General features: G+C 67.5%; 16 protein-coding genes. All 16 read left to right on the forward strand.

Features of this window, described 5'->3' with window-relative positions; translation table 11 throughout:
- The first annotated feature begins 38 nt into the window (after positions 1–38).
- Positions 39–737 (forward strand): response regulator transcription factor, encoded by a 699-nt coding sequence (locus tag AB0F72_RS16130; protein ID WP_014447761.1) that lies wholly within the window; start codon positions 39–41, stop codon positions 735–737.
- 82 nt (positions 738–819) lie between these two features.
- On the forward strand, positions 820–3,207 hold the full coding sequence (locus AB0F72_RS16135) for a chemotaxis protein CheW (protein WP_360430965.1): 2,388 nt from the start codon (positions 820–822) through the stop codon (positions 3,205–3,207).
- A gap of 1 nt (position 3,208) precedes the next feature.
- Positions 3,209–3,646, forward strand: a complete 438-nt coding sequence (locus tag AB0F72_RS16140; RefSeq protein WP_014447758.1) for a chemotaxis protein CheW — start codon at positions 3,209–3,211, stop codon at positions 3,644–3,646.
- The gene (locus tag AB0F72_RS16145; protein WP_360430968.1) at positions 3,646–4,518 is read left to right on the forward strand and encodes a hypothetical protein; all 873 of its coding nucleotides are present in this window, start codon (positions 3,646–3,648) and stop codon (positions 4,516–4,518) included. The genes AB0F72_RS16140 and AB0F72_RS16145 overlap by 1 nt, the downstream gene beginning before the upstream one ends.
- A 13-nt stretch (positions 4,519–4,531) precedes the next feature.
- Positions 4,532–5,707: a chemotaxis response regulator protein-glutamate methylesterase gene (locus AB0F72_RS16150; RefSeq protein ID WP_360430970.1), complete on the forward strand. Its 1,176-nt coding sequence runs from the start codon at positions 4,532–4,534 to the stop codon at positions 5,705–5,707.
- Positions 5,704–6,549, forward strand: a complete 846-nt coding sequence (locus AB0F72_RS16155; RefSeq protein ID WP_360430972.1) for a CheR family methyltransferase — start codon at positions 5,704–5,706, stop codon at positions 6,547–6,549. The genes AB0F72_RS16150 and AB0F72_RS16155 overlap by 4 nt, the downstream gene beginning before the upstream one ends.
- A 5-nt stretch (positions 6,550–6,554) precedes the next feature.
- The gene (locus tag AB0F72_RS16160; protein ID WP_172666649.1) at positions 6,555–6,941 is read left to right on the forward strand and encodes a response regulator; all 387 of its coding nucleotides are present in this window, start codon (positions 6,555–6,557) and stop codon (positions 6,939–6,941) included.
- The gene (locus AB0F72_RS16165; RefSeq protein ID WP_360430974.1) at positions 6,938–7,423 is read left to right on the forward strand and encodes a chemotaxis protein CheX; all 486 of its coding nucleotides are present in this window, start codon (positions 6,938–6,940) and stop codon (positions 7,421–7,423) included. The genes AB0F72_RS16160 and AB0F72_RS16165 overlap by 4 nt, the downstream gene beginning before the upstream one ends.
- Positions 7,420–7,782 (forward strand): response regulator, encoded by a 363-nt coding sequence (locus AB0F72_RS16170; RefSeq protein ID WP_360430976.1) that lies wholly within the window; start codon positions 7,420–7,422, stop codon positions 7,780–7,782. Before AB0F72_RS16165 ends, AB0F72_RS16170 begins: the two co-directional genes overlap by 4 nt.
- A gap of 7 nt (positions 7,783–7,789) precedes the next feature.
- Entirely contained in the window at positions 7,790–8,278 is a 489-nt protein-coding gene (locus AB0F72_RS16175) for a hypothetical protein (protein ID WP_360430978.1), read from the forward strand.
- A 228-nt stretch (positions 8,279–8,506) separates the two neighbouring features.
- The gene (locus tag AB0F72_RS16180; RefSeq protein WP_360430980.1) at positions 8,507–8,959 is read left to right on the forward strand and encodes a flagellar hook capping FlgD N-terminal domain-containing protein; all 453 of its coding nucleotides are present in this window, start codon (positions 8,507–8,509) and stop codon (positions 8,957–8,959) included.
- A 16-nt stretch (positions 8,960–8,975) separates the two neighbouring features.
- The gene (locus AB0F72_RS16185) at positions 8,976–10,277 is read left to right on the forward strand and encodes a flagellar hook protein FlgE (protein WP_360430982.1); all 1,302 of its coding nucleotides are present in this window, start codon (positions 8,976–8,978) and stop codon (positions 10,275–10,277) included.
- A 202-nt stretch (positions 10,278–10,479) separates the two neighbouring features.
- Positions 10,480–10,779 carry a flagellar FlbD family protein gene (locus AB0F72_RS16190; RefSeq protein WP_360430984.1) on the forward strand — a complete coding sequence of 100 codons (300 nt, stop codon included), beginning with the start codon at positions 10,480–10,482 and terminating at the stop codon, positions 10,777–10,779.
- Positions 10,779–11,570, forward strand: coding sequence for a MotA/TolQ/ExbB proton channel family protein (locus AB0F72_RS16195; RefSeq protein WP_360430986.1), 792 nt, complete (start codon positions 10,779–10,781; stop codon positions 11,568–11,570). Before AB0F72_RS16190 ends, AB0F72_RS16195 begins: the two co-directional genes overlap by 1 nt.
- Before the next feature lie 3 nt (positions 11,571–11,573).
- Positions 11,574–12,581 (forward strand): flagellar motor protein MotB, encoded by a 1,008-nt coding sequence (locus AB0F72_RS16200; RefSeq protein ID WP_360430988.1) that lies wholly within the window; start codon positions 11,574–11,576, stop codon positions 12,579–12,581.
- Positions 12,582–12,597: 16 nt separating this feature from the next.
- Positions 12,598–13,065, forward strand: coding sequence for a flagellar basal body-associated FliL family protein (locus AB0F72_RS16205; RefSeq protein ID WP_360430990.1), 468 nt, complete (start codon positions 12,598–12,600; stop codon positions 13,063–13,065).
- Positions 13,066–13,100: the final 35 nt, after the last annotated feature.

Below are 13,100 nucleotides of genomic sequence, written 5' to 3' on the forward strand. Positions count from 1 at the left end.
CGGGCGCGAGTGCGGGTTGGGGGCATGGTGAGCAAACGATGAGTCGCCTACTCGTGGTCGAGGACGACCCGGACATCGCTCTCGCCCTGCGACTGCTGTTCAGCCGGGCCGGGTACGAGGTGGCGCACGCCGCCGACGGCCGCGCCGGCCTCAAGGAGGCGTACGCCGAGCACCCCGATCTGGTGGTGCTCGACGTCGGCCTGCCGGAGATGGACGGCTGGCAGGTGCTGGAACGGCTGCGCGACGTCTCGGACGTGCCGGTCCTGGTGCTCACCGCGCACGGTCAGGAAGCCGAGAAGGTGCGCGGCCTGCGCGGCGGCGCCGACGACTACCTGACCAAGCCGTTCGCGAACAACGAGTTGCTGGCCCGGGTGGAGGCACTGCTGCGCCGCTCCTCCAGCGGGCAGAACAACTGGGCCAGCCAGATCTATGACGACGGCCTCGTGCACCTGGACCCGACCAAGCGCCGGGTCTATGTGAAAGGCGAGGAGAAGCGCCTCACGCCGACCGAGTTCCGCCTGCTCAACGCTCTGGTCCGGCATGCCGGGGCGGTGCTCTCGCCGAACCAGTTGCTGACTCAGGCGTGGGACGACCCCACCGGCATCGGCCAGGAACGGGTCAAGTTCGCGGTGCTGCGACTGCGCCGCAAATTGGGGTGGTCCGACCCGGACGAGTCGCCCATCGAGTCCGTACGCGGATTCGGCTACCGATACCGGCGGCCGGGCGGGGAAGCCTGATATTCCGCCGTTTCGGTCGAGTCTTCTCAGTTGGCGCCCGCACACGTCGATGAGGGCTGTGAAGCCGAGCAGGAGGTAAGTCGTGGAAGACCTTGGCGAGATCGTCGGCGAATTCTTGATGGAGAGCCACGAGAACCTGGACCAGATCGACCGGGATCTCGTGAGCCTCGAGCAGGAACCGGACTCGCGTGACCTGATCTCCCGTATCTTCCGGGCGATCCACACGATCAAGGGCACCAGCGGGTTCCTGGCCTTCAGCCGCCTCGAGAAGCTGGCCCACGCGGGTGAGTCGTTGCTGTCCCGGTTGCGTGACGGCGTCCAGCCGGTCACCCCGGAAACCATCACCGTGCTGCTTGCCACCATCGACGGTGTCCGCAACCTGTTGTCCTCCATCGAGGAGAACAACACGGAAGAGGGCATCGACATCGACAGCACCATCGAGCGGATCCACGCCCAGATGAACGCGCCGGCCGCTGCCGCGCCGGCCGCTCCCGCCGCCGAACCGGCCGCTGCCGCGCCCGCTGCCGCGGAGGCGCCCGCCGACGAAGCTCCGGCTGCCGAGGGTGAGGCCCCGGTCCCGTTGGACGAGACGGCGAAGCGCCCCGTGCCGGAGCCGGTCGCCGAGCAGCGCCAGCCGCTCGGCCAGATCCTGGTCGAGGCCGGCGCGGCGCAGCCGAACGACGTCACCTCGGCGCTGCAGCAGCAGATCGAGGGCGACGAGCGCAAGCTCGGCACGATCCTGCTCGAGGAGGGCAAGGCTCAGCCGGCCGCGGTCAGTGAGGCGCTGCAGACGCAGGCGCCGAAGCGCAGCATCGCGGACAGCGCGATCCGCGTCGACGTCGATCTGCTGGACACCCTGATGAACATGGTGGGTGAGCTGGTGCTCGCCCGTAACCAGCTGGTCCGTGGCGTCATGGAGATCGGCGACGCGACGCTTGTCCGCAGCGCCCAGCGCCTCGGCATGATCACCAGTGAGCTGCAAGAGGGCATCATGAAGACCCGCATGCAGCCCATCGAGCACATCTGGTCGAAGCTGCCGCGAGTCGTCCGGGACCTGAGCAACTCGCTCGGCAAGCAGGTTCAGCTGGTCATGGAGGGCAAGGAGACCGAGCTCGACCGCAGCCTGCTGGAGGCGGTCAAGGACCCGCTGACCCACCTGGTCCGCAACGCCGTCGACCACGGCATCGAGGAGCCGGAGCGCCGGACCGCCACGGGTAAGAATCCGGAGGGCACGCTGACGCTGCGCGCGTACCACGAGGGCGGCCACGTCGCCGTCGAGGTGGCGGACGACGGCGCCGGCCTGAACGTGGAGCGGATCGCGCAGAAGGCCGTGGAGAACGGGCTGCTCCGGCCGGAGCAGATCCCGAGCATGGACAAGCGCGACATCATGGCGATGGTCTTCCAGCCCGGTTTCTCCACCGCCGCGAAGGTCACCAACGTCTCCGGCCGCGGCGTCGGCATGGACGTCGTCAAGACCAACATCGAGAACATCGGTGGCGCGGTCAGCGTCGATTCCACCCCGGGCGAGGGTACGGTCTGGCGGCTCACCATCCCGCTGACGCTCGCCATCATCCAGGCGCTCACCGTCGACTGCGGCGACCAGCGTTACGTGGTGCCGCAGGTCGCGGTCCTCGAGCTGGTCTTCATCGACGGCAACACCACCAAGGTCGAGTACGCCTCCGGCGCACCTGTCTACCGCCTGCGCGGCAAGCTGCTCCCGCTGGTCCGGCTGGACCGCGCCCTCGGCTTCGAGGTCGGTGGCGACCAGGGCGTCTACATCATGGTGCTGCAGGCCGACGGCCGGCGGTTCGGCCTGGTCGTCGACCGGGTGCTGAACACCGAGGAGGTCGTGGTCAAGGCGCTCAGCACCAGGCTCAAGGACATCGGCCTGTACGCCGGCGCCACCATCCTCGGCGACGGCAAGGTGGGCCTGATCCTGGACGTCCCGGCGCTGGCCCGCCGCTCGCACCTGGCCGTCGACTCGGAGCGGGAGAACGTCGTCGAGAAGCGCGGCAAGGCCGCCGGCGGCACCGAGCGCCTGCTCGTCACCGCGGTCGGCGAGCGCCGGGTGGCGATCCCGCTGGACACCGTCACGCGGCTCGAGGAGTTCCCGCGCGACCGGCTGGAGCACGCGGGTTCCCGCGAGGTGGTCCAGTACCGCGGGCAGATCCTGCCGCTGGTCCGGCTCTCGCACCTGCTCGGCGCGTACGGCGAGGAGCTCGAGGGCGACACCGTCTCGGTGGTGGTCTACAGCGAGGGCGGCAAGAGCGTGGCGCTGGTGGTGGATCGGATCGTGGACATCGCCGAGAACTCGACGACCGCACGCCGGGAGGCCGAGGAGGACGGCCTGGTCGGCACCGCGGTGATCCAGCAACGGGTAACCGAGCTACTCGACGTGCGCCGGGCCATCCTCGCCGCCGACCCGAACTTCTACAGCGATTCGATGGACGACATGCTGGTGGAGGCCTGATATGGCGAGTCGTCAATTCGCCACCTTCGAGGTGGACGGTCAGCTCTTCGGCGTCGAGGTGCACACCGTCCAGGAGGTGCTCTCGTTCAACGAGTACACCCCGGTGCCGCTGGCGCCGTCGGCCGTCGGCGGCCTGTTCAACCTGCGCGGTCAGGTGATCGCCGCAGTGGACCTGCGGGTGCAGCTGGGACTGGCGCGGAAGGCGCTGCAGGGTCCGGTCATGAACGTCATCCTGCGGGGGGACGGTGAGCCGGTGAGCCTGCTGGTTGACAAGATCGGCGAAGTCGTCGACCTGGACGACGAGACGTTCGAGCCGCCACCGGACACGCTCAGCGGCCCGACCCGGGAGCTGGTCGTCGGAACCTTCAAGCTCGACGGCCGGCTGATGCTGGCTCTCGACGTCAACCAGGCCGTCGACACGGCGCGTGCCACCATCTGATGTACAGCCTCGTCAGCGCACCCGTCCTGGGCTTCGATCTGACCCGCCTCGAAGGCGGGTCAGCGGCGGCCGAGGTGCTGCTGCGTGCGCTCCGCCTGCAGGCCGGCGATCTTCCGGTCCTCGCGGAGAAGCTCCCGGACGAGGGCGTACGAGGACCGCTCTGGGTGGAGGTGGAGAGCGCCGCCCGCCGGATGCCCTCGCTGAAGGGCATGTCGAAGGACGATCCGGCGGCGAACCTCACCCTGGTGGAACGGGCGCCGATCGGCTCGGTGGACGCGCTGCTGACCTGCATCCGGTACGACGTGATGTCGTGGACGTGGGAGGGCAAGGGCCGCGACGCCCGGCAGTCCGACGACGCGGCAGCCGCCACCGCGCTGCTCTGTGACGCGGCGGTCGGCAGCTACCTGCGGGAGGTGCTCGACGAGGAGAGCCGCCGGCGTCTCGGCGCGGGGTGGGTGGCGGCGTTGAAGAAGCTGCCGGCCGGCGCCCCGATCGACCTGGGCCCGCACCACTACACGGTGTCGGCCCTGCTGGACCGGTTGCGGACGTTGCGCCCGGAGGACCGTGAACGGGTGCTCACCTCGGCCGACGACGCGCGCCGCAACACGGCCGGCTGGTCGCCGGCCGTGCATTCGGCGTCCTGGGCCGCCTACCTGTCGGACCGGGTGCGCACCGCCGCAGCGGCGCAGATGCTGCTGGTCCAGGCGGTCGACACCGCAGGCATTCCACTGGCCGACCGGGCCGGTGGCGTCTGGAACATGCTCAGCGGCGCCGTCCAGGCGCTGGTGGTCCGCGATCTGCTGGACACCGCAACGGCTCACCGGCTGCTCGCGCCGGTGGTTGCCGCGCTCGGTCCGGCCTGGCTCGGTTGAAGGGAGTGGTCGAATGATCTCGGTCCTCGTCGTCGACGATTCCGTAGTGGTCCGTCGGCTGATCGTCGACGCTCTCGGGGAGGCGCCGGGCATCCAGGTGGTCGGAACGGCCGCCAACGGCCTGCTGGCCCAAGCCAAGATCGATCAGCTCAAGCCCGACGTGATCACCATGGACATCGAGATGCCTGAGATGAATGGCATCGAAGCCGTCCGCGAGCTGCGCAAACGGCACGCGACTCTGCCGGTGATCATGTTCAGCACGCTCTCCGCGTCGGGGGCCACCGCCACACTGGAGGCGCTCGCCGCGGGCGCGACAGACTACGTCACCAAGCCGAGCAACGTGGGCTCGGTGCAGGAGTCGATCGCGGCGGTACGCGAGCAACTCGTACCCAAGATCCAGGCCTTGGGCGGCAGGCGCAGGCCGGCGGCGGGGCCGCCGCCGTTGCGTCCGCCGGCCGCTCCGCTGCGTCCCGGCGTCGCGCCGCTGCGTCCCGGATCACCGCCGCCGGCGCCCGGACGACTCGGGCCCGGGGTCGCCGCGGGCCCGCCACCGGCCCGGCCGGCCGCGCCCCGTCGCGCGGCGCCCGGTGGCCGGATCGACCTGCTCGCCATCGGCTCTTCGACAGGCGGCCCGGACGCGCTCACCAAGGTGCTGCTCGGCCTTCCCGCCGACCTGCCGGTGCCGATCGTGATCACACAACACATGCCGCCGGTCTTCACCAAGATGTTCGCCGAACGGCTGGACCGCAGCACGCCGTTGCGCGTGCTGGAAGCGGGCGAAGGCATGGAGCTCGCGCCCGGCACGGTCTACATCGCTCCTGGTGATCGCCATCTGGTGCTCACTCGCCGGGGGACCGCGACGCTGACCCAGCTCAGCGGGGCTCCACCGGAAAACTCGTGCCGGCCGGCGGTGGACGTGATGTTCCGCTCGGTGGCCGCACTGTACGGCGCATCGGTCTTCGCGGCCGTGCTCACTGGAATGGGACAAGACGGACGGAGTGGTGCGAAGGTGCTACGAGATGCGGGCGCCGAGGTGCTGGCACAGGACGAGGCGAGCTCGGTGGTCTGGGGCATGCCAGGCGCCGTGGTCGGCGCGGGGCTGGCGGACGAGGTGCTGCCTCTGGACCGGATCGCGGGGGCACTGCTCAGCCGCGTACGGGTGGGACGTTCGCCGGCGGTGGCACGATGACCCTCTCCCAAGCCGACTTCAATTTCGTCTCCACCCTGGTACGCCGGGAAGCCTCGATCGTGCTGGCCCCCGGCAAGGAGTACCTCGTCGAGGCGCGGCTGATCCCCGTCGCACGCGCGGTCGGGGCGGCCAACGTCGCCGAGTTCCTGGCCGATCTGCAACGGCGGCCCAACCCACAGCATCAGCGCAAGATCATCGACGCGCTGACCACCAACGAGACGTCGTTCTTCCGGGACCGCGAGCCGTTCTCCGCGCTCACCGACGTGGTGCTTCCGGAGCTGATCAAGTCGCGGGCCTCGGTGCGGAAACTGCGGTTCTGGTCGGCCGCGAGCTCCAGCGGGCAGGAGGCGTTCAGCCTGGCGATCACCCTGCAGGAGAACCTGCCGGCGGGCTGGTCCTACGAGATCATGGGAACCGACATCTCCACCGCGATGGTGGAGCGGGCGACCAAGGGCGAGTACAGCCAGGTCGAGGTGAACCGTGGTCTCGCGGCGACCCAGCTGGTGCAGTATTTCGAGCGGGCCGGCGCGCACTGGCGAGTGATCCCGGCGCTGCGGAGGAACGTGACGTTCAAGCACATGAGCCTCACCGCGCCGTTCCCGCCGATGCAGCCGTTCGACGTGATCTTCCTGCGGAACGTGCTCATCTACTTCGATGTGGCGACGAAGCGGCAGGTGCTGCAGAACGCCGCCAAGATCCTGCGACCGGACGGCCTGCTCTTCCTGGGAGCCGCCGAGACCACGATCGGCATCGACGACAACTACGAGCGCGTGGCCGCCGGCCGCACCTCTGCCTACCGAACTCGTAACGCGGTGGCCGCCGGCGCCGCGAGAAGGGGATGACGCCGATGCGCGCCATGGTGATCGACGACTCCCGCGCGATGCGCATGATCCTCAAGCGCATCGTCACGAAGCTCAACTTCGAGGCGGTGGAGGCGGGTGACGGCCAGGAGGCGATGGACCGCCTGGCTGAGCTGACCGAGGTGCCGGAACTGGCCCTCATCGACTGGAACATGCCCAACATGAACGGGCTCGAGTTCGTCACCAAAGTCCGGGCCGACCCGCGCCTGCGGGAGATGACCCTGGTGATGGTCACCACTGAGAGCGAACAGAGCCAGATCGTCCGGGCACTCGCCGCGGGTGCCCACGAATACGTGATCAAGCCCTTCACCGAAGGCGCGATGATCGAAAAGCTGGCCCTGCTGGGCCTCGTCCCGACCGGAGCGAACTCATGAGCGTCGAAGTCGAGGTCAACGAGAGCGACCTCGCCGAGATGGTGGAACAGGTGTGGGAGTCGTACCTGGATCCGGAGGGCATCAGCCCGCTGATTCCGACGTACGACGAGAACCAGCCGTCCGAGGTGCACTCCTCGGTTTCCATCACCGGATCCTGGAGCGGGCACGTGGTGTTCGCCTCCTCACTTGCCGCCGCCCAGCGTGCGGCGGCTGCCTTCCTGGCCATGGAGCTGGACGAGGTGAGCGAAGACGACATCTCGGACACCCTTGGCGAACTCGCCAACATCGTCGGTGGCAACGTCAAAGCGATGCTGCCGTCCGGCGCCCAACTGTCGCTTCCCCAGGTCGTGCTCGCGCCGGAGTCCTCGGCGCGCTACCCGAACGCCACCCGCATCAGCGGCGTGTACGGGATCTGGGAGGAAGAGCCGGTCTCCATTTCGATGTGGCACAGCAGTGCCGACCACAAGGAGGAGGGCGAATGAAGATCCTCATCGCCGACGACAGCCGGGTGATGCGGCAGATCGTCGTCCGGACCCTGCGGCAGGCCGGGTTCGGTGACCACGATTTGATCGAGGCGGCCGACGGCAAGGAAGCGTTCGACATGGTCACCAAGGAGAACCCGGACGTGGTCATCTCGGACTGGAACATGCCGCACATGACCGGCATCGAGGTCCTCCGTCAGCTCCGCGCTGCCGGCAACAATGTCAAGTTCGGGTTCGTGACCTCGGAGAGCACCCCGGAGATGAAGACCGCCGCCGAGGGCGCGGGCGCGGAGTTCTTCATCGTCAAACCCTTCACAGCTGAGCGATTCGATGAGGTTTTCGCTCCTATTTTGGGATGATTAAGACATGTCAGACGTCTCGGTACTTCCCGGCTCTCTAGCCGTTCGCAACCTGTTCGAGGACCTACTCGGCCGTGAGGTGATCGTCAGCACCGGTGACCCGCTCAGCGCGGAGGAGATCACCACGGCGACGGTCGCGATCTTCACGGACGCCGGCCAGAAGATCTACGGAGTCCTCGGCATGCAGCTGAGCCTCGCGGCGAACGCCGGCGCGGCGCTCGGTCTGCTGCCGGCCGGCGCGGCCGAGGACAGCATCGACGAGAAGCAGCTCTTCCCCAACCTCGCGGAGAACGTCTTCGAGCTCTGCAACGTCTTCACCAGCCTGCTCAACAAGGAGGGGGCTCCGCACGTCAAGCTCTACCAGGTGATCTACCCGGGCATGGAGCTGCCCGGCGACGCGCGTGCCGTCCTGCTCGCCCTCGGCCGTCGTCTCGACCTCATGTGCGAGGTCAACCGGTACGGAAAGGGCAAGCTCAGCCTGTCGCTCGCACCCTGACCCTAAGGCTCGACATTGAAGATCTCCCGTTGCGGGCCCGCCAATCGGCGGGCCCGCAAATTTTTGCGGTTCGTTCCCGACCCGTCTCGAGGCGTGTGAAGCCGCAGCCGGACCGCGAGGTCTCCACCGCCGGGAACAAATCTCATCGGGGCTAAGCATTTTTGGAGGTGGGCCGAACCTTAGGTTGAGCTCGCGACGGACAGGCTCCGCGACGGACAGGAGATGTCAATGACTTCGTCGACCTCCGGACCGACTGGTGGTCCCAGCGAGGCTGCCAAGGCGGCCGCCGCGGCGGCGAAGCAAGCCGCCGAAGCAAAGAGCAAGTCGCTCGGCGACAAGGACACCTTCATGAAGCTCCTGGTCGCCCAGCTGAAGTATCAGGACCCGACGAAACCCGCCGACTCGACCGCGTTCCTGGCGCAGACCGCCCAGTTCACGCAGGTCGAGAAGCTGGAAGACATGATCAGCATGTTGCAGTCGCAACGGATGATCGGCGCCAGCGCTCTGATCGGCAAGACGGTCACGTACATGGACGACACCGGCGCCACACAGACCGGTGTGATCAGCTCCGCGAAGCTCAACGGCGACAGCGAACCGACGCTCAAGGTCGGGAACACGGATGTGCAGCTGTCCAAGGTCACGGAAATCTCACAGACCGCCCAGCCCAGCTCATCCGACTGAAAAGGAACCTCCTTCCATGCTGCGTTCTCTTTACTCCGGTATCAGCGGCCTCAACGCGCATCAGCGAATGATCGACGTGACCGGTAACAACATCGCGAACGTGAACACCACCGGCTACAAATCGTCGCAGGTGCAGTTCCAGGACACGCTGAGCCAGATGATGGGCGCCGCCGGGTCCCCGCAGAACGGTCAGGCTGGTACCAACCCCGCGCAGGTCGGTCTCGGTGTCCGGGTCGCCGGCATCACCCAGAACTTCAGCCAGGGCTCCGCGCAGACCACCGGCAAGTCCGGCGACATGATGATCCAGGGTGACGGCTTCTTCATCACCCGCAGCGGCAACGAGAACCTCTACACCCGTGCCGGGTCGTTCTTCTTCGACTCCAACGGCACGCTGACCACCACGACCGGCGAGCCCGTGCAGGGCTGGACCGCGGTCGACGGCGAGGTCAACACGGCGGGGAAGCCGGGCGACATCAGGATGCCGCTGGGGGCCACCATCCCGCCGGAGGAGACCACCACGATGACGCTCAAGGGCAACCTCAGCAGCGACAACATCCCGGACGTCAACAACCCGGACAACTATGGCGTGGAGGACACCGGAGCCGGTCTTCCCGGCTACGTCACGTCGATCCCGGTGAAGGTCTTCGACGATCAGGGCAGCACGCGCACGGTGACCGCCAAGTTCACCCGTACCGCGAACGACAACACCGCGAACACCTCCACCTGGCGGGTGCAGATGCTCGGTGAGCCCACCCAGATCGACGACGGCTCCGGCAACATGGTCGACAACGTCGTCGGCGACCCCGTGGAGGTCCAGTTCGAGGCCGGCAAACCGCTGGGCCTGAACAACCTCGGCCAGGTCGAGATCGCCGGTTACAAGGTCGACATGACCGATGTGACCTCGTACTCCGGCCTCACCGACGCCCGGGTGTTCGACACCGACGGCCAGACGGCAGGCGCTCTCACCTCGCTCTCCTACACCGTCTCCGACACCGGCGAGATCATCGGCGTCTACAGCAACGGCTTGAAGCAAACGCTCGGCCAGGTCGCGATGGCGACGTTCAAGAACGTGGCCGGCCTGGAGAAGGTCGGCAACTCGCTGTACCGGACGTCGGTCAACTCCGGGTACGCCCAGGTGGGCCAGCCCGGCAGCCCCGGCATGGGTCAAGTCATCTCCGGCGCGCTGGAGATGTCGAACGTCGACCTCGCACAGGAGTTCACCAACCTGGTCGTCGCCCAGCGCGGCTTCCAGGCGAACTCCCGCATCATCACCACCTCCGACGAGATCCTCCAGGAGCTCGTCAGCATGAAGCGCTGATCCAGGTTTCCGGCCGGCGGCCGGGGCGGGCACTCGTGCCTGTCCCGGCCGCCGTCGTACTCCCGGAAACCCGGTGCCGGCGACGAGCTTCGCACCCGAACAGCGACCGGCTCGATCTCATCGGCAACCGAGGTCGCGCCGAAGTACCTAGTGACGGGCCACGGAGGGCCCCACCAGCCAAGACAGACCAAGGACGGAAGTCGTGATTCTCGTAACCCGCATCAACGGTTCGGTGTTCGCACTGAATCCGGATCTGGTCGAGCGCGTCGATTGCACGCCCGACACGGTCGTGACTCTGGTGGATGGCACGAAGTACATCATCTCCGAGTCCGTCCCCGAGTTCGTCGACTCGGTGCGTCACTACCGCGCTTCGCTGATCGCCCAGGCGAGCCGCATGGAGACCGAGCCTGCGACGCCCACTCATTCCTCTCTCGCCACCTCGTCGTCCGCCGACGACGAGATCGACGCCAAGGTGCTCCCGCTGCACCGAAAGGAACGCTGATGGACCTCGCAAGCATCATTGGTGTAGTCGCCGGTCTGGCGATCGTCTTCCTGGTCCAGGCTGTGGAGGGCGGCAACCCCGCTTCCATCATGCTGTGGCCCTCGATGCTCCTGGTCTTCGGCGGCGGTTTCGCCGCTGCCATGGCCGGTGGCGTCATGAAGGACACCAAGGCCTTCGGCGCTCAGCTCAAGAAGGGCTTCACCAACAAGGTCACTCCGCCCGCCGTGCTGCTCGACAGCGTCGTGAAGCTGGCCGAGCGGGCCCGCCGCGAGGGCCTGCTGGCCCTCGAGGACGCGGTCAAGACGGTCGAGCACCCGTTCCTCAAGCGCGGTCTGCAGCTCGCCATCGACGGCACCGACCCGGACGAGCTGCACGACATCCTGCACGCCGAGGTCGCCGCGAAGAAGAAGGCCGACAAGGCCGGTGTGAAGTTCTTCGAGTCGTGGGGTGGCTACGCCCCGACCATCGGCATCATCGGCACGGTCATGGGCCTGGTGCTCGTCATGGAGAACCTGGACAAGCCCGAGACGCTCGGCCACTCGATCGCTGCGGCGTTCTGCGCGACCCTCTGGGGCGTGCTCAGCGCCAACATGATCCTCCTGCCGATGGGCGCCCGCCTGGCTCGCCTGAGCGCGATCGAGGCGGAGGAGATGGAGCTGGTCATCGACGGAGTGCTGGCGATCCAGGCGGGCTCCAACCCGCGCCTGGTCGCGCAGAAGCTCCGTAGCCTGCTCCCGCCGGACGAGATGAAGAAGGCCGAAGCAGCCGCGTCGACGAAGAAGGCAGCCTGATAGATGAGTTCTGCTGGTGGCGGCTCACGGCGCAAGAAGGCGCACGAGGAGCACGAGGAGCACGTCAACCACGAGCGCTGGCTCGTGTCATATGCCGACATGATGACCCTGCTGTTCGTGCTCTTCGTGGTGCTCTACGCGATGAGCACCGTGGACCAGAAGAAGTTCGCTGAGCTGGCCGCAGGCCTCTCCGCCGGGTTCGGCGCGGACAGCGTGGCCTTCACCGGCCAGTCGGCGCCGCTCGACGGGGCCGCCAACGAGGCGCAGGTGGTGCAGATCGACCCGGGCTCCAACCCCGGCGACGGCACCTCCGGCACCGAGGGCCTGAACCAGAAGCAGCTCGAAGCGGTCGAGGCGGCTCTCAAGGCCGAGGACCGCAAGAACGCTTCGGCGAACGCCGAGAAGGCGGCCCAGGAGGCCGAGGACCTCAAGAAGCTCGAGAACAAGATCTCCGACGCCCTCGCCAAGGACAAGCTGCTCGGCAACGCGAAGTTCACCATCGACTCGCGGGGCCTGATCGTCACCATCGTGACCAACGAGGTCGTGTTCGCCGGCAACCGGGCCGAGCTGCAGACCGGTGGCAAGAAGATCCTCAAGGCCATCGCTCCGGCGCTCTCCAAGCTGCCGAACAAGATCGAGGTGGACGGTCACACCAACCAGCTCAAGAGCAAGACGACGTACTACCCCAGCGGCTGGGAGCTCTCGTCCGCTCGTGCGTCGACCGTGGTCCGGTACTTCACGGAGCACGACATCGCGAAGAAGCGCCTCAGCGCGGTGGGCTTCTCCGACACCAAGCCGCTGCTCGACCCGGCCGACCCCCGGTCGGTCACCCAGAACCGCCGGGTGGACGTCATCGTCCTGACGACGCTCACCGCCGACCAAGCAGCGCTGCTGCCCTCGGCGGCCGGCTCGGACGCGAAGCTGCACGCCGGTCAGACCACCGCCGAGGCTAAGGCCGAGGCCGCGGCTGCCGAGAAGACCACCACCGACTCCACCACTGACAACGACTGACGAGAGGGGTTCCGATATGAGCAAGGACGAGAAGGACACCGCCGCCGCTGAGGCGCCGAAGAAGTCCAACAAGATGCTGATCATGATCGTGGCCATCGCGCTGGTCGTGCTCGGTGGCGGCGGCGCCGGAGCGTTCTTCATGCTCCGCGGCGACTCGGCCGAGGCCGCCGAGGAGGCGCCGGCCAAGGGCATCGTCACGGCGATCGACAACACGATCACCGTGAACCTGGCGGACGGCCACTACCTCAAGATGGGCTTCGCGCTCCAGCAGACCGCGGAGTCCGGCACGCACGAGGTCGACCTCAACCAGGCTCTCAACCTCGCGATCGAGACCTACACCGGCCGGGAGGTCGCCGAGCTCTCCACCGACAAGGGCCGCGAGGCGGTCAAGGCGGAGTTCCTCGAGAAGCTGATCGAGGCGTACACCGAGGAGGACCACGAGATGGTGATGGACGTCTACTACACCTCCTTCGTCACGCAGTAACCGATCGGCACGGATGGGCAGGTTCCCCCAGGGGA

The sequence above is a fragment of the Actinoplanes sp. NPDC023936 genome (genome assembly GCF_040639325.1).
Classification (GTDB): domain Bacteria; phylum Actinomycetota; class Actinomycetes; order Mycobacteriales; family Micromonosporaceae; genus Actinoplanes.

Bases quoted from the DNA above. Each gene is read 5' to 3' on its own strand.
- AB0F72_RS16130 (WP_014447761.1), top strand. From the start codon at position 39: ATGAGTCGCCTACTCGTGGTCGAGGACGACCCGGACATCGCTCTCGCC.
- AB0F72_RS16140 (WP_014447758.1), top strand. From the start codon at position 3,209: ATGGCGAGTCGTCAATTCGCCACCTTCGAGGTGGACGGTCAGCTCTTC.
- AB0F72_RS16145 (WP_360430968.1), top strand. From the start codon at position 3,646: ATGTACAGCCTCGTCAGCGCACCCGTCCTGGGCTTCGATCTGACCCGC.
- AB0F72_RS16150 (WP_360430970.1), top strand. From the start codon at position 4,532: ATGATCTCGGTCCTCGTCGTCGACGATTCCGTAGTGGTCCGTCGGCTG.
- AB0F72_RS16155 (WP_360430972.1), top strand. From the start codon at position 5,704: ATGACCCTCTCCCAAGCCGACTTCAATTTCGTCTCCACCCTGGTACGC.
- AB0F72_RS16160 (WP_172666649.1), top strand. From the start codon at position 6,555: ATGCGCGCCATGGTGATCGACGACTCCCGCGCGATGCGCATGATCCTC.
- AB0F72_RS16165 (WP_360430974.1), top strand. From the start codon at position 6,938: ATGAGCGTCGAAGTCGAGGTCAACGAGAGCGACCTCGCCGAGATGGTG.
- AB0F72_RS16170 (WP_360430976.1), top strand. From the start codon at position 7,420: ATGAAGATCCTCATCGCCGACGACAGCCGGGTGATGCGGCAGATCGTC.
- AB0F72_RS16175 (WP_360430978.1), top strand. From the start codon at position 7,790: ATGTCAGACGTCTCGGTACTTCCCGGCTCTCTAGCCGTTCGCAACCTG.
- AB0F72_RS16180 (WP_360430980.1), top strand. From the start codon at position 8,507: ATGACTTCGTCGACCTCCGGACCGACTGGTGGTCCCAGCGAGGCTGCC.
- AB0F72_RS16185 (WP_360430982.1), top strand. From the start codon at position 8,976: ATGCTGCGTTCTCTTTACTCCGGTATCAGCGGCCTCAACGCGCATCAG.
- AB0F72_RS16195 (WP_360430986.1), top strand. From the start codon at position 10,779: ATGGACCTCGCAAGCATCATTGGTGTAGTCGCCGGTCTGGCGATCGTC.
- AB0F72_RS16200 (WP_360430988.1), top strand. From the start codon at position 11,574: ATGAGTTCTGCTGGTGGCGGCTCACGGCGCAAGAAGGCGCACGAGGAG.
- AB0F72_RS16205 (WP_360430990.1), top strand. From the start codon at position 12,598: ATGAGCAAGGACGAGAAGGACACCGCCGCCGCTGAGGCGCCGAAGAAG.